At 64.6% G+C, this 19,271-nt stretch carries 19 protein-coding genes; 14 read left to right on the plus strand and 5 right to left on the minus strand.

The annotated features are described in order from the left end of the window. Positions 1-12: 12 nt before the first annotated feature. Positions 13-357 (minus strand): hypothetical protein, encoded by a 345-nt coding sequence (locus tag EJ068_RS02745; protein ID WP_127251541.1) that lies wholly within the window; start codon positions 355-357, stop codon positions 13-15. On the opposite strand from EJ068_RS02745, the gene EJ068_RS02750 reads away from it, so the two are divergent. The 6 genes from EJ068_RS02750 (at position 347) to EJ068_RS02775 (ending at position 6,724) form a co-directional block, all read left to right on the plus strand. Beyond that, on the plus strand, positions 347-1,489 hold the full coding sequence (locus tag EJ068_RS02750) for a slipin family protein (protein ID WP_129554461.1): 1,143 nt from the start codon (positions 347-349) through the stop codon (positions 1,487-1,489). The two genes, EJ068_RS02745 and EJ068_RS02750, sit on opposite strands and share 11 nt — an antisense overlap. Before the next feature lie 193 nt (positions 1,490-1,682). Beyond that, positions 1,683-1,964, plus strand: a complete 282-nt coding sequence (locus EJ068_RS02755) for an acyl carrier protein (protein WP_042644943.1) — start codon at positions 1,683-1,685, stop codon at positions 1,962-1,964. Positions 1,965-2,079: 115 nt separating this feature from the next. Continuing rightward, positions 2,080-3,267 (plus strand): beta-ketoacyl-ACP synthase, encoded by a 1,188-nt coding sequence (locus EJ068_RS02760; RefSeq protein ID WP_127251556.1) that lies wholly within the window; start codon positions 2,080-2,082, stop codon positions 3,265-3,267. A 28-nt stretch (positions 3,268-3,295) separates the two neighbouring features. After that, positions 3,296-4,567, plus strand: coding sequence for a beta-ketoacyl-ACP synthase (locus EJ068_RS02765; protein ID WP_127251539.1), 1,272 nt, complete (start codon positions 3,296-3,298; stop codon positions 4,565-4,567). A 115-nt stretch (positions 4,568-4,682) separates the two neighbouring features. Then, complete coding sequence (locus tag EJ068_RS02770) at positions 4,683-5,711, plus strand: zinc-binding dehydrogenase (RefSeq protein WP_129554462.1); 1,029 nt, start codon at positions 4,683-4,685, stop codon at positions 5,709-5,711. Positions 5,712-5,731: 20 nt separating this feature from the next. Further along, complete coding sequence (locus tag EJ068_RS02775; RefSeq protein ID WP_127253233.1) at positions 5,732-6,724, plus strand: lipid A biosynthesis lauroyl acyltransferase; 993 nt, start codon at positions 5,732-5,734, stop codon at positions 6,722-6,724. Between the two features lie 19 nt (positions 6,725-6,743). On the opposite strand, the gene EJ068_RS02780 is transcribed toward EJ068_RS02775, so the two are convergent. Then, positions 6,744-7,175 (minus strand): L,D-transpeptidase, encoded by a 432-nt coding sequence (locus tag EJ068_RS02780; protein ID WP_127253235.1) that lies wholly within the window; start codon positions 7,173-7,175, stop codon positions 6,744-6,746. Positions 7,176-7,454: 279 nt separating this feature from the next. On the opposite strand from EJ068_RS02780, the gene EJ068_RS02785 reads away from it, so the two are divergent. The 5 genes from EJ068_RS02785 (at position 7,455) to EJ068_RS02805 (ending at position 13,790) form a co-directional block, all read left to right on the plus strand. Continuing rightward, on the plus strand, positions 7,455-8,732 hold the full coding sequence (locus EJ068_RS02785; protein WP_127253232.1) for an acetylornithine deacetylase/succinyl-diaminopimelate desuccinylase family protein: 1,278 nt from the start codon (positions 7,455-7,457) through the stop codon (positions 8,730-8,732). A 115-nt stretch (positions 8,733-8,847) separates the two neighbouring features. After that, positions 8,848-10,329, plus strand: a complete 1,482-nt coding sequence (locus EJ068_RS02790; RefSeq protein WP_127253230.1) for an ABC transporter substrate-binding protein — start codon at positions 8,848-8,850, stop codon at positions 10,327-10,329. Positions 10,330-10,357: 28 nt separating this feature from the next. Further along, positions 10,358-11,305, plus strand: a complete 948-nt coding sequence (locus tag EJ068_RS02795; RefSeq protein ID WP_128315187.1) for an ABC transporter permease — start codon at positions 10,358-10,360, stop codon at positions 11,303-11,305. Then, complete coding sequence (locus EJ068_RS02800; protein WP_127253228.1) at positions 11,302-12,171, plus strand: ABC transporter permease; 870 nt, start codon at positions 11,302-11,304, stop codon at positions 12,169-12,171. The genes EJ068_RS02795 and EJ068_RS02800 overlap by 4 nt, the downstream gene beginning before the upstream one ends. Next, entirely contained in the window at positions 12,168-13,790 is a 1,623-nt protein-coding gene (locus EJ068_RS02805; protein WP_127253226.1) for a dipeptide ABC transporter ATP-binding protein, read from the plus strand. The genes EJ068_RS02800 and EJ068_RS02805 overlap by 4 nt, the downstream gene beginning before the upstream one ends. 17 nt (positions 13,791-13,807) lie before the next feature. On the opposite strand, the gene EJ068_RS02810 is transcribed toward EJ068_RS02805, so the two are convergent. After that, positions 13,808-14,239 (minus strand): TerB family tellurite resistance protein, encoded by a 432-nt coding sequence (locus EJ068_RS02810; protein ID WP_042644968.1) that lies wholly within the window; start codon positions 14,237-14,239, stop codon positions 13,808-13,810. A 201-nt stretch (positions 14,240-14,440) separates the two neighbouring features. On the opposite strand from EJ068_RS02810, the gene EJ068_RS02815 reads away from it, so the two are divergent. Both EJ068_RS02815 and EJ068_RS02820 read left to right on the plus strand, forming a co-directional pair. Beyond that, positions 14,441-15,226 (plus strand): TSUP family transporter, encoded by a 786-nt coding sequence (locus EJ068_RS02815; RefSeq protein WP_127386080.1) that lies wholly within the window; start codon positions 14,441-14,443, stop codon positions 15,224-15,226. 52 nt (positions 15,227-15,278) lie between these two features. After that, on the plus strand, positions 15,279-15,449 hold the full coding sequence (locus EJ068_RS02820) for a hypothetical protein (RefSeq protein WP_108702979.1): 171 nt from the start codon (positions 15,279-15,281) through the stop codon (positions 15,447-15,449). Between the two features lie 419 nt (positions 15,450-15,868). Here EJ068_RS02820 and EJ068_RS02825 read toward each other — a convergent pair whose 3' ends face one another. Together EJ068_RS02825 and EJ068_RS02830 are read right to left on the minus strand one after the other, a co-directional pair. Further along, positions 15,869-17,338 (minus strand): cobyric acid synthase, encoded by a 1,470-nt coding sequence (locus tag EJ068_RS02825; protein ID WP_127253611.1) that lies wholly within the window; start codon positions 17,336-17,338, stop codon positions 15,869-15,871. Beyond that, on the minus strand, positions 17,338-17,943 hold the full coding sequence (locus tag EJ068_RS02830; protein ID WP_127253612.1) for a dimethylsulfonioproprionate lyase family protein: 606 nt from the start codon (positions 17,941-17,943) through the stop codon (positions 17,338-17,340). The genes EJ068_RS02825 and EJ068_RS02830 overlap by 1 nt, the downstream gene beginning before the upstream one ends. Before the next feature lie 140 nt (positions 17,944-18,083). Between EJ068_RS02830 and EJ068_RS02835 the strand changes: the two genes are divergently transcribed. Then, on the plus strand, positions 18,084-19,250 hold the full coding sequence (locus EJ068_RS02835; protein WP_126082199.1) for an isobutyryl-CoA dehydrogenase: 1,167 nt from the start codon (positions 18,084-18,086) through the stop codon (positions 19,248-19,250). Positions 19,251-19,271: the final 21 nt, after the last annotated feature.

Below are 19,271 nucleotides of genomic sequence, written 5' to 3' on the forward strand. Positions count from 1 at the left end.
CTTCAGGTGGTGTTATCCAAAGGTCCGGGGACCGGAATGCGAGGACTTCACGGACGGCGGGGCTTCGGCCTCGCCGGGCGGCGACGTCCTGCGCCACCGGCGCGCGGCCAGGCCCGCGGTGACGATCAAGGCGCGGCGCGGCCGGCAAGGGAAGCTTCGGCTTCCGGCGCCCGCTTCGCCGCCCCGCGATCCGCTCCCGAAGGCCCGCTTCGCGCGGATGCCACCGGTCTCCGGATCATTCGTGCCCTGGAACATGAAGTACGACGACGTGAAACGAAAAACGAAAAGGATGATCGACGCATGACGTGACGCCTCGCATGGGGCCATGCCCGACAGGAGTAAGACAATGAAGACCATTCTCGAAAAGGCTCTTGGACGCCAGCGCGTCCTCGTGAAGGAAAATGAACGTGCCGTCGCCCTCTACAAGGGCGAGATCCAGGCGGTCCTGATGCCGGGCGAACATTGGCTCGCCAACCGGCGCGGCAACCTGGAAATCTCCAGGCACGACCTGAAGAACCCGGAATTCGTTTCGGCTTACGAGAAGGCATTGTTCGACAAGCTCCCGGACGTGGCCGCGCGTCACTTCACCGTCGTCCGCACCGGACGCATGGAGGTCGCCGTGGTCGAGCGCGACGGCGCGCTGCATTCTGTGCTGTCGCCGGACCGCAAGCTGGTGCTGTGGGCGGATGCCGGTCCGTGGAAGGTTACGACCGTCGACACGGCGGCCGATCTCGCCATCGATCCGGCGCTGATGCGCCGGCTCGGCCAGGCCCGGAAGACGGAACACATGTTCCTGCATCCGGTCGTGGACGGCCAGGTCGGGCTGCTGTTCGTGGATGGCGTGCTCGTCCGCACGCTTGAAGCGGGCGTGCATGCCTTCTGGAATGTCGGCCGCATGGTCCAGGTGAAGGTCGTCGACATCAAGCGCCAGTCGCTCGATGTCGCCGGGCAGGAAGTCCTGACCAGGGATCGCGTGACGATCCGCGTCAACATCGCCGCCGAGTACCGGGTCGTCGACCCGGTCCAGGCAGTGAGCACGGTGAAGGACTTCTCGGAAGCCCTCTACCGCGCCCTGCAGTACGCCTTCCGCAAGACGCTTGGCGCGCTCACGCTCGACCAGATCCTCGACAAGAAGGTCACGGTCGACGAGGACGCGGCGGCCAAGGTGCGCGACGACATGGCCGCGATCGGCGTCGAGGTCAGCGACATCGCTCTCAAGGATGTGATCCTGCCGGGCGACATGCGCGAGATCCTCAACCAGGTGGTTTCGGCCGAGAAGCAGGCTGAGGCCAACGTCATCCGCCGCCGCGAGGAGACGAACGCCACGCGTTCGCTGCTCAACACGGCCAAGGTGATGGCCGAGAACCCGGTGATGCTGCGGCTGAAGGAGCTCGAGGCTCTGGAGGCCATCGCCGGCAAGGTCGAGCGGCTCACCGTCCACAACGGGACGGGCGGGCTGCTCAACGATCTGGTCAAGCTCCGCGACTGATGCATGTCGCCCAGCTGACGCAGCGTAAGATGGGAAGGGCCGCCGGTTCGAACGGCGGCCCTTCTTGCGTTCCCAAAGCCGGCGTCCCATCTGCTCCCGGCGCATCAGGCCTTTTCCTGCCGGGAAAAACCGATTAGACAGCGCGCAAAGCAAGATGCGGACAGATTCCGCCCGCAACCCGAAGGAAGAGCCCTTGTCCACCACATTCGAGAAAGTCGCCAAGATCATTGCCGATACCAGCGAGATCGATATCGACACCATCACGCCCGAGAGCCACACCATCGACGACCTCGGCATCGACAGCCTCGATTTCCTCGACATCGTCTTCGCCATCGACAAGGAATTCGGCATCAAGGTGCCGCTGGAAAAGTGGACGCAGGAGGTCAATGACGGCAAGGCCTCGACCGACGACTATTTCGTCATGAAGAACCTGTGCGCCAAGATCGACGCGCTGGTCGCGGCCAAGAGCGCCTGATGTCTACGGCGAGCGCGAACTTGACGCGCTCCGCGCATGACCCCGAAATCGGCATCGATTTTCGGAAAGGATCATGCGCAAAATCAAAAAGTCGCCTGACCCACAACAGCCGCCCATGAGTTCCCACGACGTCGTCATCACCGGCATCGGCCTTGTCTCCTCGCTGGGAGAGGGTCCGGATGCCCATTGGCAAACGCTTACGCAGCCTGGGTTCCAGCCGGTGCTCCACGCCGAGCGTTTCGCCCCCTATACCATTCATCCCCTGCCTGAGATCGACTGGAACCTGCAGATCGCCAAGCGCGGCGACCAGCGCCAGATGGAAACCTGGCAGCGCCTCGGCACCTATGCCGCCGGCCTGGCGCTGGACGATGCCGGAATCAAGGGCAATGACGAGCTTTGCACGACCATGGACATGGTGGTGGCGGCCGGTGGCGGCGAGCGCGACGAGGCCGTCGACGCCGCGATCCTCGCGGCTTCCGAAAACCGCAACGACCGCGACGTGCTGCTCAACGAGAAGCTGACGACGGAACTGCGGCCGACTTTGTTCCTGGCCCAGCTCTCCAACCTGCTCGCCGGCAACATATCGATCGTCCACAAGGTCACCGGTTCCTCCCGCACCTTCATGGGCGAGGAAGGCGCCGGCGTCTCGGCCGTCGAGACGGCAGCCGCGCGCATCCGCTCGGGACAGTCGACCCATGTTCTGGTCGGCGGCGCCTTCCAGACGGAGCATTCCGACATGCTGCTGGGCTACGAGCTCGCCGGCTACCTGCATCGCGGCCCCTGGAAGCCGGTCTGGCAGCGCCAGGGCTCCGAGGGCGGCGGCGTGGTCACCGGTTCGGGCGGCGCTTTCCTGGTGCTGGAGCAGCGCGAGCACGCGAAAAGCCGCGGCCGAAGGATCTACGCCGAGCTCGGCCCCATCGTGTCCGGCCGCGCCAGACGCCGCCTGGGTGAGTTGGATGCCGAGATCGTGGCCCTACTGAAGCAGGCCGAATTCCCCGCCGGCGAACTGCTGACGATATCCGGCGCTTCGGGCGCTCATGCAGCCACCGCCGCGGAGAAAGCGGCGCTCGACGCCAATCCGGCGCTCGCCGTGCGCGGCTTCTCGACGCTGACCGGCCATATGAAGGAGGCGCAGTTCCCCTTCGCCGTGGCGCTCGCGGCCATGGCGATCGACCGCAAGGCCGGTTACCCCGTTTTCGATGCCGCAGCCGAGAAGCCGTTTGACGGTGCGCCGAAGGCAGTCCTTGCAACGGCGATCGGCTATCACCAATTCGAGGGCATGGGGCTGATCAAAGCGGCCTGAGGTACGATCGAGGCTGTCAGGACAAAACATGGCCAATCTCAAAGACCACATGGGCAGGCCGGTCGTGGCCGTCACCGGCATCGGCGTCGTGACGTCGCTGGGCGTCGGCAAGACCGACAACTGGGCGGCGCTGACGTCCGGTAAATCCGGCATCCATCCGATCACCCGCTTTCCGGTCGATCACCTCAACACCCGCATTTCCGGCATGGTCGACTTCCTGCCGTCGAGCTCGAAGGGCGCAAGCCACCTCACTTACGAACTGGCGGAGACCGCGGCCCAAGAAGCCGTGTCGGAAGCACGGCTCGATTCCGGCGATTTCGGCGGCCCGCTGTTCCTCGCCTCGCCGCCGGTCGAGCTCGACTGGGCCGACCGTTTCTCGCTCTATAATTCCGACAAGAAGGATGGCGGTTCCGAGAGATTGCTGCGCGTCGCCCGCGCGTTGAAGGAGCTCGACATCTTCGAAACCACCCAGTTCGGCTCGATCGCCGACCGACTGGCCGACCGCTTCGGCACGCGCGGCCTGCCGATAACGCTCTCGACCGCATGCGCTTCAGGCGCCACCGCCATCCAGCTCGGCGTCGAGGCGATTCGGCGCGGCGAATGCGACAAGGCGCTGTCGATCGGCGCCGACGGCTCGGCGACGGCCGAGGCGCTGATCCGCTTCTCGCTGCTTTCTGCCCTTTCCACCCATAACGACATCCCGGAAAAGGCGTCGAAACCCTTCTCCAAGGATCGCGATGGCTTCGTGCTCGCCGAAGGATCTGGCGCTCTGGTGCTGGAATCGCTGGAAGCAGCCCTGGCCCGCGGCGCGACGATCCTCGGCATCATGCGCGGCTGCGGCGAAAAGGCGGACGATTTCCACCGCACTCGCTCCAAGCCCGATGCGTCGCCGGCTATCGCGGCGGTGCGCGCCGTCCTTGCCGATGCGGGCATGAGCGAGGACGAGATCGAATATGTCAACGCGCACGGCACCTCGACGCCGGAAAACGACAAGATGGAGCATCTGTCGCTGTCCACCGTGTTCGGCGAGCGTATCGGCTCGATGCCGGTCTCGTCGAACAAGTCGATGATCGGCCACACGCTGTCGGCGGCAGGCGCGGTCGAGGCCGCCTTCTCGCTGATGACCATGCGCGAAAGCGTCATCCCGCCGACCATCAATTACGACAATCCCGATCCGGCCATTGTCCTCGACGTCGTCCCGAACAAGAAGCGCAACGCCGAGGTCGGCAGGGTTTTGTCGAACTCTTTCGGCTTCGGCGGCCAGAACACCTGCCTTGTCATGGCGCGGGAACCGGTCTAAGCGGACATTTTTCCGCCAATGCATGTCGCGCCGAAGTGAAATCGGTCTTGCGACAACGACATGCATGACAAAGAACCTGAAGCGCAACGCGCTTTAGAACCGACTGACAGGCCCTATGCGCGCATTGCAACTTATCGAGGATCGCCGTCTCGAAACGGTGGACCTGCCGCCTCCCCCGCCGCCTTCGCTGGGCGAAGTGACGCTCCGCATCAAGGCGGTGGCGCTCAACCATATCGACGTCTGGGGCTGGCGCGGCATGGCTTTCGCCAAGCGCAAGCTGCCGCTGGTCGTCGGCGCCGAAGCTTCCGGCGAGGTCGAGGCGGTCGGTCCAGGAGTCTCCAACCTGCTGCCGGGGCAGTTGGTGTCCATCTACGGCGCGCGTACCTGCGGCCTGTGCCGCGCCTGCCGCGAAGGCCGTGACAATCTCTGCGAGCATGTTTCCGGCGTCCATGGCTTCCATCTGGATGGCTTCGCCCAGGAGAAGATCAACCTGCCGGCGCGCCTGCTGGTACCCGCTCCTCCCGGCGTCACCGAGATCGGCGCGGCGGTCGCGCCCGTGACCTTCGGCACGGTCGAGCACATGCTGTTCGACAACGCCAAGCTGGAACCCGGCGAGACCATTCTCGTCCATGCCGGCGGCTCCGGCATCGGCACTGCTGCCATCCAGTTGGCCAAGAAGATGGGCTGCACAGTCATCACCACGGTCGGCTCGAACGACAAGATCGACAAGGCGAAGGCGCTCGGCGCCGACCATGTCATCAACTACCGTGAGGACCGTTTCGAGGGCGTCGTGCGCAAGCTGACGAAGAAGAAAGGCGTCGACGTCGTCTTCGAGCATGTCGGCGCCGACACCTTCGCCGGCTCGATGCTGTCGCTGAAGCGCGGCGGCCGTCTCGTCACCTGCGGTTCGACCTCGGGCGTGTCGACCCAGGTCAATCTGATGCAGCTCTTCCAGCAGCAGCTGAAGCTGCTCGGTTCCTTCGGCTGCCGCATGGAGAACATGGCCAACGCCATGCAGAAGATGGCCGCCGGTCTCGTCGTCCCCGTCATCGACACCGAGGTGGGTTTCGATGACATCGATGCAGCGCTGAAGCGCATGGAAGGCCGCGACGTCTTCGGCAAGATCATCCTGCGCGTTTCCTAAAGCAGTTCCAGGAAAGGCGGATGGTCGGCAACGCGCTCAGGAAAGCCCGCCGGGACTTCATGTTCCGCTACGGCCTGCGGCTGCGCCAGATGGAGCACTGGCTGGTCGCCAGGCTCGCCATGGTGTTGCTGTCGCTGCTGCGCCTGTTGCCGCCGGACAGCGCGCTCAACTTCGCCGACCGCGCCGCCCGCCGGGTCGGTCCGCTGGTCGGGCGCCACCGCGTCGCGGTCAACAATCTGCGCCTTGCCTATCCACAAAAGAGCGACGCCGAAATCGAGGCCATCGCGCGCGACATGTGGGGCAACATGGCCCGCCTTGCGGCCGAATACATCTTCCTCGATGCATTGTTCGACTTCGACCCGGACGCTTCGAAACCGGGCCGGGTCGAGGTTCGCGGCATAGAGCATTTCGTCGCGATCGCCGGCGAGAAGAAGCCGCACATCCTCTTCACCGGTCATCTCGGCAATTTCGAGCTGCTGCCGGTGGCCGCGGCCACGTTCGGCATGAACATCACGGCGCTGTTTCGCCCGCCGAACAATCCTTACCTCGCCGACTACATCCATTCGACGCGCCGCTCCTCGATGGGCGCCCTGCTGCCCTCCGCCGCCGGTGCCTCCTTCGCCCTTGCCGCCATCCTGGAAAAGGGCGGCAATATCGGCGTGTTGGTCGATCAGAAATTCTCGGGCGGCGTGGAGACGACCTTCTTCGGCCGTCCATGCCAGACCAACCCGATGCTTGGCATGCTTGCCCGCCACTATGACTGCGATGTCTACCCCGCCCGCTGCGTCAGGCTGCCGGGCAACCGCTTTCGTCTTGAGATCGAGGACAAGCTGGACTTCCCGCGCACCGAAGAGGGCAGCGTCGATGTCGACGCCACCACCCAGCTGCTCACCGATGTGGTCGAGCGCTGGGTGCGCGAGGATCCAGGACAATGGATGTGGTTCCACAAGCGTTGGGAAATCAGCGGCCGCCGCCGCAAGCGCCGACAGGCGAAGGCGGCAGCTGACCAATAACTGGCCAGCATTATCGCAATTAGTTGGTCACGACGATCCGCGTGTTGCCGAAGCCGGCTTCCTTGACCATCGCGTAGAACGTCGCGGCGTTGGCCGGATGCAGGCGCACGCAGCCATGCGACGCCGGGCGCCCGAGATGTCTCACCGCCCCGGTGCCGTGAATGGCGTAGCCGCCGTGGAAGAACACGGAATACGGCATCGGCGAGTTGTCATACTTGCGCGAATACCACATCCGGGCGGTCCATTGCGGCCGGTAGCTGCCGCGCGGCGTGAAATAGCCGGGGCGCGCCGTCGACACGCTCCAGCGGTAGAGCACCTGGCCGTATTTGCTGACGGTCATGGTCTGCGACGAGACGTCGATATTGGCGACCAGGTTGGCTGCCCGGCTTGCGATGGACATGCCGAACAACGCGGTTGCCAGCACGGTTGCCATGAGAACGAACTTTTTCATGCGATCAAACCCCTTTGATTGCCCCTGCCATTGACGCGGTTTTTCCATCTTTTTGCCGGCAGATGCGTTAAGTACCACACACTCCTTGACGAATCCGCCAATCCAATCCGATGAATTTGAACGATTTTCCCGGCATAGTTGCCGCCTCGACACGCACCCTCTGAAGTTTAAGCGCGAGCGTTGGGCCATCCCCCGATCGTCGTGTGGCAATGTGCGACTGGTTGCTTGCAAAAGTGCTGCGTTCCTTCTTCAATCCACCGAATGAGTGAACGACTTCGCATGAATGAGCGGCTTCTCGGGGCGGTCGAGGACCGGACAGACGACTTGGTTGCGCTGACCGCGGACCTGATCCGCTTCCCGACCGTCAATCCGCCGGGCGAGGCCTACCGGCCATGCGCCGAGTTCCTGGGCGAGCGCCTGAAGAAACTCGGCTTCGAAACCGAATTCATCCGTGCCGAGGGCGCGCCAGGCGACAGCGACCGCTATCCGCGCGTCAACGTGGTCGCCCGCCTCGACGGCCGCTCGCCCGGCCCCTGCGTGCATTTCAACTCGCATATCGACGTCGTCGAGGCCGGCGACGGCTGGGCCGTCGATCCCTTTGCCGGCGTGGTGAAGGACGGCAGGGTCTATGGCCGCGGTGCCTGCGACATGAAGGGCGGCCTGGCGGCCTCGGTCATCGCCGTCGAAGCCTTCATGGAAGCCTATCCCGGCTTTCCCGGCGCCATCGAGATCTCGGGCACGGCGGATGAGGAATCCGGCGGTTTCGGCGGCGTCGCCCATCTGGCCAGGCTCGGCTATTTCTCCAAGCCGAAGGTCGACCACGTCATCATCCCGGAACCCTTGAACAAGGACCGCATCTGCCTCGGCCATCGCGGCGTCTGGTGGGCCGAGATCGAGACCAAGGGCGAGATCGCGCATGGCTCGATGCCGTTCCTCGGCGACAATGCGGTGCGCCATATGGGCGCCGTCCTGCAGGCTTTCGAGGAGGAACTCTTCCCGGCGCTCGACCGCAAGATGACCCGCATGCCGGTGGTGCCGGAAGGCGCCCGGCGCTCGACCATGAACATCAATTCCATCCATGGCGGCCAGACCGAGGATTTCCGGCCGGGGCTTCCCTCGCCCAACGTGCCGGATTGGTGCCGGCTCACCATCGACCGGCGCTTCCTGCTCGAAGAGGATATCGCCACCGTCAAGGGCGAGGTCACCGGCATCCTGGAGCGGCTGAAACGCGAGCGCAAGAAATTCGACTATGAGATCCGCGACCTGATGGAGGTGCTGCCGCTGATGACCGAGCGCGACGCGCCAGTGGTGAAGGCCGTCGCGAAGGGCATCATGGAGGTGTTCGACCGCGAACCCGACTATGTGATCTCGCCCGGCACCTACGACCAGAAGCACGTCGCGCGCCTCGGCCACCTCTACGACTGCATCGCCTATGGCCCGGGCATTCTCGACCTCGCGCATAGGCCGGACGAATGGGTGGGCATCGCCGACATGGTGGAATCGGCCAAGGTGATGGCGATCGGCCTCAATGTGCTCTTGCGCGGCACGACCGGCTAATGGGCAAAAACATTCCGCCTGGCGCCGCCCGGCAGCACGAAACGCAATTTACTCGCGCGCCAAATCACGCTTCTATCCGCCAGCTTGAGCATGTTTGAGCAATGGGAGTTCAGCGATGAGACTGTGGAAGACCATCCTGGCCGCGGCTACCCTGTCGCTTGCCGCCGCCACCTCGGCCTTTGCCACGCGCACCGACCTCACGCTCGGCATCGTGCTCGAGCCGCCACATCTCGATCCAACCGCCGGCGCGGCCGCGGCCATCGGCGAAGTCACCTATGCCAATGTCTTTGAAGGGTTGACGCGCATCGACGACAACGGCCAGGTTCAGCCCGCTCTCGCCGAGAGCTGGGCAGTCTCCGACGACGGCAAGGCCTACACGTTCAAGCTGCATTCCGGCGTGAAGTTCCACGATGGCTCGGCCTTCAGCGCCGACGACGTGAAATTCTCGCTGGATCGTGCGCGTACCAAGGATTCGCTCAATCCGCAAAAGCAGCTCTTTGCCCACATCACCGATGTCACGGCGGTCGATCCGACGACCGTCAAGGTCACTCTCGACGGGCCGCAGGGCAGCTTCCTTTACGACATGGGCCAAGTTGCGGCAGTGATCGTGGCGAAGGGGTCGGCCGACGGCAATAAGGACAAGCCGATCGGCACCGGTCCATTCAAGCTCGATCACTGGGCCAAGGGTTCCGAGATCACGCTCGTCAAGAACCCGGACTACTGGGGTACAGCCGCCGCGCTCGACAAGGCGACATTCCGAATCGTGCCCGACGCGGCCGCGGCCGTCCCCGCCTTGCTCTCGGGCGACATCCAGGCTTTCGCCAACATGCCCGCACAGGACGCGCTCGGGCAGATCCAGTCCGATCCGCGCTTCAGCATGGTGATCGGCTCGACCGAGGGCGAAACGATCCTGTCGATCAACAACAAGAAGCCGCCCTTCGACAAGCTGGCGGTGCGGCAGGCGCTCGCCTCGGCGATCGATCGCAATGCCATCATCGCGGCCGCCTCGAACGGTCTTGGAAAGCCGATCGGCTCTCATTTTTCGCCAGGCGACGCGGGCTATGTCGATCTCACCGGCGTCTACCCGCACGACATCGCCAAGGCCAAGGCGTATCTGAAGGAAGCGGGGCTGGAGAACGGCTTTTCGGCCACGATCAAGCTGCCGCCCGTCCCTTACGCACGCGACGGCGGCCAGGTGATTCAGTCCCAACTGAAGGAGATCGGGGTCGATCTGCAGATCATTCCGGTCGAATGGGCGGAGTGGCTGAGCCAGGTCTTCACCAACAAGGACTACGACCTGACGATCGTTTCCCATGTCGAGCCCAACGACATCGATATCTATTCGCGGCCCGGCTACTATTTCCAGTATGACAACCCGAAGTTCAACGATGTGATCAAGGCGCTCGGGACCACGGTCGACAAGGATAAGAGGCTGGAGCTGCTGGGCGAGGCGCAGAAGATACTCGCCCACGACGTGCCCGCCGTCTACCTGTTCGAGCTGCCCAAGATCGGTGTGTGGGACGCCAAGCTGCAGGGCATGTGGACGAACTGGCCGATCGAGGCGGATGACCTCACCCAGGTGAAGTGGACGGATTGAGCCCGGCGCGATCGCCCGATCGCTTCCCATGACCGTCTACCTCCTCAAACGTCTCATCATCTCGGCCCTCACCCTGGTGCTGGCCTCGATCGTGGTGTTCGCGGTCATGGAGGTCCTGCCGGGCGATCCGGCGCGCCTGATGCTGGGCTTGAATGCCAGCGCCGACCAGGTCGAGATGCTGCGCGACCAGATGGGGCTGAACGCGCCGCTGCTGCTGCGCTACCTGCACTGGGCGGGCGGCTTGCTCAGCCTCGATTTCGGCCGTTCCTACACCTATTCGGTGCCCGTCATCGATCTGGTGCGGGAACGCATCGCCGTTTCCCTGCCGCTGGCGCTGATCGCGCTGGCGCTCTCGACCATCATCGCCATTCCGGTCGGCGTGTTCTCGGCCAGCCGCCAGGGCCGCGCCGGTGATACGCTTGCCATGGGCGCGGCCCAGCTCGGCGTCGCCGTGCCGAATTTCTGGTTCGCGCTGATGCTGATCTATCTCTTTGCCGTCTGGCTGCGGCTGGTGCCGGCCGGCGGCTTCCCGGGTTGGGGCGCCGGTGTCTGGACCGCGTTGAAATCCCTTATCCTGCCGGCCGTGGCCCTGGCGCTGCCGCAGGCGGCGATCCTGGGGCGCGTCGCCCGCTCGGCGCTCATCGAGGTGCTGAACGAGGATTATATCCGCACCGCGCGCGCCAAGGGCCTGCCCTACCGCGCCGTGCTCTGGCGCCATGCGCTCCGCAACGCCATGATCCCCGTGCTCACCATCCTCGGCCTGCAATTTGCCTTCCTGCTCGCCGGCACCATCATCATCGAGAATGTCTTCTACCTGCCTGGCCTCGGCCGCCTGATTTTCCAGGCCATCACCCAGCGCGACCTGATCGTGGTCGAGAGCATCGTCATGCTTCTGGTCGCCGCCGTGATCCTGATCAACCTGCTCGTCGATTTCTCCTACGCCATCGTCGACCCGCGCCTCAGGGGCCGGCAATGACCATGCGCATCGACCTGCCCGAGGAAACCATTGCCGGCGTGCTGGCCAAGGCCTTCGGCAACCGCTCCTTCCTGATCGGTCTGGCCATCACGCTGCTGATCGTGGCCGTCGCGCTCGTCTCCTTCGTCTGGACGCCTTACGACGTCACCAAACTAGTCATTGCCGACAAGACGCAGCCGCCCTCCTGGGCGCACGGGTTCGGCACCGACCATTTCGGCCGCGACATCCTGTCGATGATCATGGTCGGCGCCCGCAATTCGATCGCCGTGGCGCTGGTTGCGGTCGGCATCGGCATGGGCATCGGCGTGCCGCTAGGCGCTTTCGCCGCCGCGCGCGGCGGGATAGTTGACGAGGCGCTGATGCGCGTCAACGATCTCGTCTTCGCCTTCCCGGCGCTGCTCTCGGCGATCATGATCACCGCGATCTTCGGCCCGGGCGCCGTCAACGCCATCATCGCCATCGGCATCTTCAACATACCGGTCTTTGCGCGCGTCGCCCGCGCCGGTGCGCTGGCGATCTGGCCGCGCGAATTCATTCTCGCCGCGCGCGCCGCCGGCAAGGGCATGACGCGCATCACCATCGAGCACATCCTGCCCAACATCGCGACGCTGCTTTTGGTCCAGGGCACCATCCAGTTCGCGCTGGGCATCCTCGCCGAAGCCGGGCTTTCTTATGTCGGCCTCGGCGCGCAGCCGCCCATGCCGAGCTGGGGCCGCATGCTGTTCGACGCACAGACGCGCATGGTGACCGCGCCCTGGATGGCGATCTTTCCAGGCATGGCGATCGTCATCACCGTGCTTGGGCTGAACCTGCTCGGCGACGGCATCGCCGATATCCTCGATCCGAAATCACGGCGGCGCCGATGAGCCTGCTCGAGATCGAGAACCTGTCGCTGACGATCGGCGCCACACCCATCCTGAAAGGCGTCGAGCTGACAGTCTTGCCGGGCGAGGTCGTCGGCCTTGTCGGCGAATCCGGCTCCGGCAAGTCGATGACGGCGCTGACCGTCATGCAGTTGCTGCCGCATCTGGCGCGCGCCGAGGGTCGCGTGACCTTTGACGGCATCGACATCCTCCGCGCCACCGAAGACCAGATGTGCGCCTTGCGCGGCGACGATATCGGCATGGTCTTCCAGGAGCCGATGACGGCGCTCAATCCGGTCAAGACGATCGGCAAACAGGTGGCCGAAGGCATTCGCTGGCACACCAAGGCGGGCCGCGCCGAAGCCGAGGACCGCGCGCGAAAGATCCTCGACCGCGTCGGGCTGCCGGAAGCCAAGTTCCCGCTGTCGCGCTATCCGCACGAACTTTCCGGCGGCCAGCGCCAGCGCGTTGTCATCGCCATCGCCTGCGCGCTGAAGCCTAAGCTACTGATCGCCGACGAGCCGACGACGGCGCTCGACGTGGTGCTGCAGGCGCAGATCCTCGATCTGTTGCGCGATCTGGTCCGCGAAAACCGCATGGGCCTGCTGCTCATCTCGCACGACCTCGCTGTTGTCACCGAGATGGCCGACCGCCTGACCATCCTGCGCCATGGCGAGGTGACGGAAGCCGGCGACACCGCGCGCACGCTGTCCGAGCAACAACACCCCTATACGCGCGAGCTGGCACTGGCTTCCATGCATGTGCCGGCGCGGCCGAAGCCGCATCTTGCCGGGTCGGCAAAACCCTTGCTCGAAGTCGAAGGCATCGGCCGGGACTATCCGAGCCGGCGCAAATCCCTGTTCCGGCCGGCGCAGCCGATCCGCGCCGTCGACAATGTCTCGCTCACCATCGAGCCCGCGCAATCCGTGGCCCTCGTCGGCCGCTCCGGTTGCGGCAAGTCCACGCTTGCCCGCATGATCCTCGCCTTGGACAAGCCGACGGCGGGCACGATCCGCTTTCGCGGCGAGGCCATCACGGGTAAAGCGGAGGCCGAGCTGAAGCCGGCGCGGCGCGACATGCAGGTCGTGTTCCAGGATCCCTACGGCTCCTTCGACCCGCGCCAGAAGGTGGAGAAGCTGGTGGCAGAGCCGCTGCATCTTCTGCAAAAGCAGCCGACGCAGGCCGAGCGGCGCGAGATGGTCGCGCATGCGCTGCACGAAGTCGGGCTCGGTCCGCGCGACATGGACAAATATCCGCATGAATTCTCGGGCGGCCAGCGCCAGCGCCTGTCGATCGCCCGCGCCATCATCACCCGCCCAAAGCTGGTGGTGGCCGACGAGCCGGTCTCGGCGCTGGACGTCTCGATCCGCGCCCAGATCCTCGACCTTTTCGCCGAGCTCAATCAGAAGCTCGGCATCGCCTATCTCTTCATCACCCATGACCTGACGGTCGCCCGCGCCATGGCGGACGAGGTGCTGGTCATGCATGAAGGCAAGATCGTCGAGCGCGGCCAGACTGCCGACGTGCTTGACCATCCCAGCTCGGAAGCCGCGCGAGCGCTGGTCGCGGCGGCGCCCGATCTTCACCGAGCCATCGCGCGACGCATGCAGGAACAGGGCTAAGCAGCCGGCCGGGCCGGCTATTCCTCCGGCTTCACCAGATCGACCGGGCTGATATCGAGCAAGTCGAGCGTGCGGCGCAGCAGCTTCACCTCACTCTCCGCCAATTTGGAATCGGCCTTGGCGATCTCGGCCATATGGCGCGCGAGCAGCTTCCGGCGCTCGACATCGAGGTCGCGGAACAGCGCGATCGCCTGCGAGCCGTTGGTCTCGTAGCCATAATCGTTGAGATATTCGATGACGCTGTCGATCGAGGCCTCGGGAATGCCGAAGGCTTCCCTGCAGATGCGGCGGAAGACGACCATCTCGCTCTCCGAAACCGAACCGTCGGCCAGGATCATGCGAAACAGCATCAAAAGCTCCGCCGACAGCACCGGATCGTCCGCCACCTTGCGCACGCCCGGGTCACCGTCGAAGATCGAACGTATCTGGTCGAGCAGCGCCATCGCCATCAAGCTCCCCTTTGCGATTCGACCTGATTGTTAGAGCAATTCCAGGAAAAGTGTGAAGCGGTTTTCCGTCCGGAATTGCGCCAAAGCGACTGACAGAGCGGTTCGGCGTGTAACGGCGAGCCGCTCTGGCTTGGAATCGCTCTTGCGCAAACGAGACGAGCGTGGTGGAAGCTGCGGTTTCCTTCCAGGCATCCCTCCCCGATGATCGATCTTACCCTGCAGACCATACTCATCCTGATTGCCGCCGCCTTTGCGGCCGGCTTCGTCGACTCGATCGCCGGCGGCGGCGGGCTGATCACCATCCCGGCACTGCTGCTCGCCGGCTTTTCGCCGGTCGCAGCCCTCGGCACCAACAAATTGCAAGGCATGTTCGGCTCCGGCTCGGCCACCATCCACTATGCCGCTAACGGCCAGGTCGACCTGCGCCGCCAGCTGCCGTCGGCGCTGCTGGCGCTTGCCGGCGGCGCGGTCGGCGCCCTTTTGGCGACGGTCGTGCCCGGCGATTTCCTGCGTGCACTGCTGCCGCTGCTCCTGATCGCCATCGCGCTCTATTTCGCGCTGAAGCCGAACATGGACGACGTTGACCGCGCCGAGCGGCTGTCGCCCTTCCTGTTCGGGCTGATCATCCCGCCGCTGATCGGCTTCTATGACGGCGTCTTCGGCCCCGGCGCAGGCTCCTTCTACATGCTCGCCTTCGTTACGCTTGCCGGCTACGGCGTGCTCAAGGCGACGGCGCACACCAAGCTGCTTAACTTCGCCTCCAACATCGGCGGCTTCATCGTCTTCGCCGCCGTCGGCGTTATCGACTGGAAAATCGGCCTGATGATGGGCGCAGCACAATTCATCGGCGCCCGCGTCGGCGCGAGCCTTGCCATCCGCATCGGTTCCCGGCTGATCAAGCCGCTGCTCGTCGTGGTCTGCCTGGCCCTAGCGGTCAAGTTGTTAGCCGATCCCGCCAATCCGCTGCGCCAGTTCATTGGTGTATGAAGCGCCTGCTGATAGACTCCAGGCGTTGCGAATCATGTTGGAGGGACCAGACATGAATCTCAGTGCACCCACCCAGATCGTGTTCATTATTTCGTTGGTCATCGCCGTCATCGGCCTTCTTGCCGCTCTTGGCGTTCTTGCATTCATTCCGCTTGCGTCCGTTTGGATCATGCTCATCGCTTACATCGTGCTCGCCGCCGGCTGTTTGATGCGCGGCGCTTGAAATTCGCAGATCTCAGGCATCTCGGAGCGCCCGGCCCTGCCGGGCGCTTTTGATTTGAGGACGCGGTCTGCCTAGCTTGCGCCTTGTCCGACGAGCCAGCGCGCCATCCCAGGATCCAGCGTCGTCGCTTGAGGTTAGCGACAGCATCCCAACTTCGTCATCCACGGGCGGAGCGGGACCGAAGCGGACGCGTAGACCCGAGGATCCATTCCGTTACTTTCGCCGCGGAATGCAGCGGAGCAGAATTCTGCACGGCTGCAACGCCTCGACGTCACGGAATGGATTCTATGGTCTGCGCGCGTCGCTTCGCTCCTTGCTCCGCCATAGAATGACGACCGCATAAATGGCTCGGCTAACCGCCACGACACCGATGCGCAGGGCACATGCGGCTGGTCCGGCCGCTGTGCGGTGGAACGGACCTATCGCGCCAGGCCAAAGATCGCGTCACAGTCGAGATGTCGTTCCAGTTCGACTGCGACCTCGTCCAGCGCCTTCTCGACCTCGGCGCGATAGTCGATGCCGCCGCCTTTGACGCCAAGGCTCTCCAGATAGGCGGCGCGAAAGACGTCGGCGGAAAACAGCCCGTGCAAGTAGGTGCCGATCACCTTGCCGTCGGCGGAGACCGCGCCGTCCTCGACACCGTTTAGGATCGTCGACGGCCGCGCCGTGTCCGGGCCGGTGGTGCGGCCGAGATGGATTTCATAGCCCTCGAGTGGCAGGCCGAACTGCACCGACTGGGCGCTTGAATTGCGCACGGTCTTTTCCGGCTCCATCACCGTTTCGATGTCGAGCAGGCCGAGGCCCTCGGCCTCGGTCACACTGCCTTCGATGCCGTCGGGATCGCGCACCATGCGGCCGAGCATCTGATAGCCGCCGCAGATACCGACGACATGGCCGCCGCGCTTGCGGTGGGCAAGAAGGTCGCGGTCCCAGCCATTCTCGCGGAATTTGATGAGATCGCCGATGGTCGATTTGGAGCCGGGGATGACGACCAGCCCGGCATCCTCCGGCAGCCTCTTGCCCGGCGGCACGAACACCACCTCGACCTGCGGCTCGGCCTTCAGCGGATCGAGATCGTCGAAATTGGCGATGCGCGCCAGCATCGGCACGGCCACCTTCAGCGCCCGCTTCCCGCCGGACGCGAGGCGCTCGAGCACCACGGAATCCTCGGAGGGCAATCGGCCGGCCGCCTTCAGCCAGGGCACGACGCCGAAGCAGGGCCAGCCCGTGAACTTTTCGATCCCCTTGATGCCGTCGTCGAACAGCGAGACATCGCCGCGGAACTTGTTGATCAGGTAGCCGGCGATCATGCGCCGGTCTTCCTCCGGCAGGATGAGATGCGTGCCGGCGACCGAGGCGATGACGCCGCCACGATCGATGTCGCCGACCAGGATCACCGGCACATTGGCGCGCGTCGCAAAACCCATATTGGCGATGTCGCGGCTGCGGAGATTGATCTCGGCTGGCGAGCCCGCGCCCTCGACAATGACCAGGTCGGCGCCCTCGCCGACCTTGGCCCAGGAATCGAGCACCGCGTCCATCAGCTTGGCTTTCATCGCCTGGTAGTCACGCGCCCGCGCCTCGCCATGGACCTTGCCCTGCACCACCACTTGCGAGCCGATGTCGCTCTGCGGCTTGAGCAGCACCGGGTTCATGTGCACGGTCGGCCTCACCCCGCAGGCCAGCGCCTGCAACCATTGCCCGCGGCCGATCTCACCTTCGCCGACCTCGCCGGGAATGTCGGCCACGGCGGCATTGTTCGACATGTTCTGCGGCTTGAACGGCCGGACCTTCAGGCCGCGATTCTTCGCGGCCCGGCAAAGCCCCGCTACTAGCACGGTCTTGCCGACATCGGAGCCGGTGCCCTGCAGCATGATCGCTTTTGCCATCAGCCCCTGCTCCCCGAACCGATGGTCGACTTCTGCGCCAACGGCCCGCCGCGCCAGAGATAGAGCGCCATCAGCGGTTCCTTGCCGGTGCGCATGGCATGGCTGACATTCGATGCGTGGTGGATCATCTCGCCGGCGCCGCGAATATGAAAATCCCCCTCGCCCATTCGCCACTCGGTGCCGCCGGTCAGTGGAATGTAGATTTCTTCCGCGATGTGGTGGTGGTCGGGATAGACGATGTCCGGCCCGAGGATCAGCAGACCGGCCGCGGCCGCATCATTGACGAAATGCCCTCGCGTGCCGAACACTTCCAGCCAGCCGTAATTGTCGACGAAACCCTGCCCGAAATCGGCGGCGCTATAGGTCTGCCCCCAGCGCAATGCATCCCGATGGTCGGCGACGAACCGCGCCAGCGGCCTGGCATCCGGCGGCGCAAGCGCGGCGATGCGGTCGAGATGGCCAAGGCAGGCAAGCGCGCGCGGTTCGAGAGGACGGACAGGCATATTCCAGCCGATGCGCGCGACTTCGTCCGCGAGCAGATCGTGGTCGACGCCGGCTAGATAGGCGTGGAATCGCTCCAGCAACTCATCGAAAATTGTCGGCACGCAAGAGCTCCGTTAGTCATTCCATGCACAGCCGGTTCTCAACGGCCCGGGTTTGCGCGGCGGCATCATTGGTCTAGATTGAACGGCGCGCAAAGCCAAAAACGACAGGCCAGAAGGCCTGAAACGACAGGGAGCACGCCATGGACGCGGCAGTCGATGCGGGCACTGGCCAATTCGAACTCAATGAGGAGCAGCGCGCCATCCAGGAGATGGCCCAGGCCTTCGCGGCGGATCGCGTTGCGCCCAATGCGCTCGACTGGGACAGGGCAAAGCATTTCCCCGCCGACGTGATCCGCGAGACCGGCCCGCTCGGCCTCGGCGGCATCTATGTGCGCGACGATGTCGGCGGCTCGGCGCTTGGGCGGCTGGACGCGGTGCTGATCTTCGAGGCGCTTGCCCACGCCGACCCGGCTTTTTCCTCCTTCATTTCCATTCACAACATGGCGGCCTCGATGATCGACCGCTTCGGCTCGGACGAGCAGCGCCAGCGCTTCCTGCCGAAACTGACCTCGATGGAGTGGCTGGCGAGCTATTGCCTGACCGAGCCCGGCTCCGGCTCGGACGCCGCCGCGCTGAAGACGCGCGCGGTGAAGAGCGGTGACGATTACATACTAAACGGCGCCAAGCAGTTCATCTCCGGCGCCGGCGACAGCGATCTCTATGTAGTGATGGCGCGCACCGGCGGCGATGGCCCGAAGGGCATTTCGACCTTCGTCGTACCCAAGGACGCGCCGGGCCTGTCCTTCGGCGCCAACGAGCACAAGATGGGCTGGCACATGCAGTCGACCCGCCAAGTCATGTTCGAGGACTGCAAGGTGCCGGCGGAAAACCTGCTCGCAGCGGAAGGCGCCGGCTTCGGCATCGCCATGGCCGGGCTCGACGGCGGCCGGTTGAACATCGCCGCCTGCTCGCTCGGCGGCGCTCAATCGGCGCTCGACAAGGCGCTCGCCTATACGGGCGAGCGCAAGGCCTTCGGCTCCAAGATCAACCAGTTCCAGGCGCTGCAGTTCAGGCTGGCCGACATGGAGACGGAGCTGCAGGCCTCCCGCATCTTCCTCTACGCCGCCGCCTCGAAGCTCGACCGCAAGGCGCCGGATGCCGGCAAATGGTCGGCGATGGCCAAGCGCTTCGTCACCGATATCGGCTTCGACGTTGCGAACGAGGCGCTGCAGCTGCATGGCGGCTACGGCTATCTGCACGATTACGGCATCGAGAAGCTGGTGCGGGATCTCCGCGTCCACCAGATCCTCGAAGGCACCAACGAGATCATGCGCGTCATCATCGCGCGGGCGCTGATTGGTCGCTGAGCAGATTTTTGGGAGAGAGAC

The sequence above is a fragment of the Mesorhizobium sp. M2A.F.Ca.ET.043.02.1.1 genome (assembly GCF_003952405.1).
GTDB lineage: Bacteria > Pseudomonadota > Alphaproteobacteria > Rhizobiales > Rhizobiaceae > Mesorhizobium.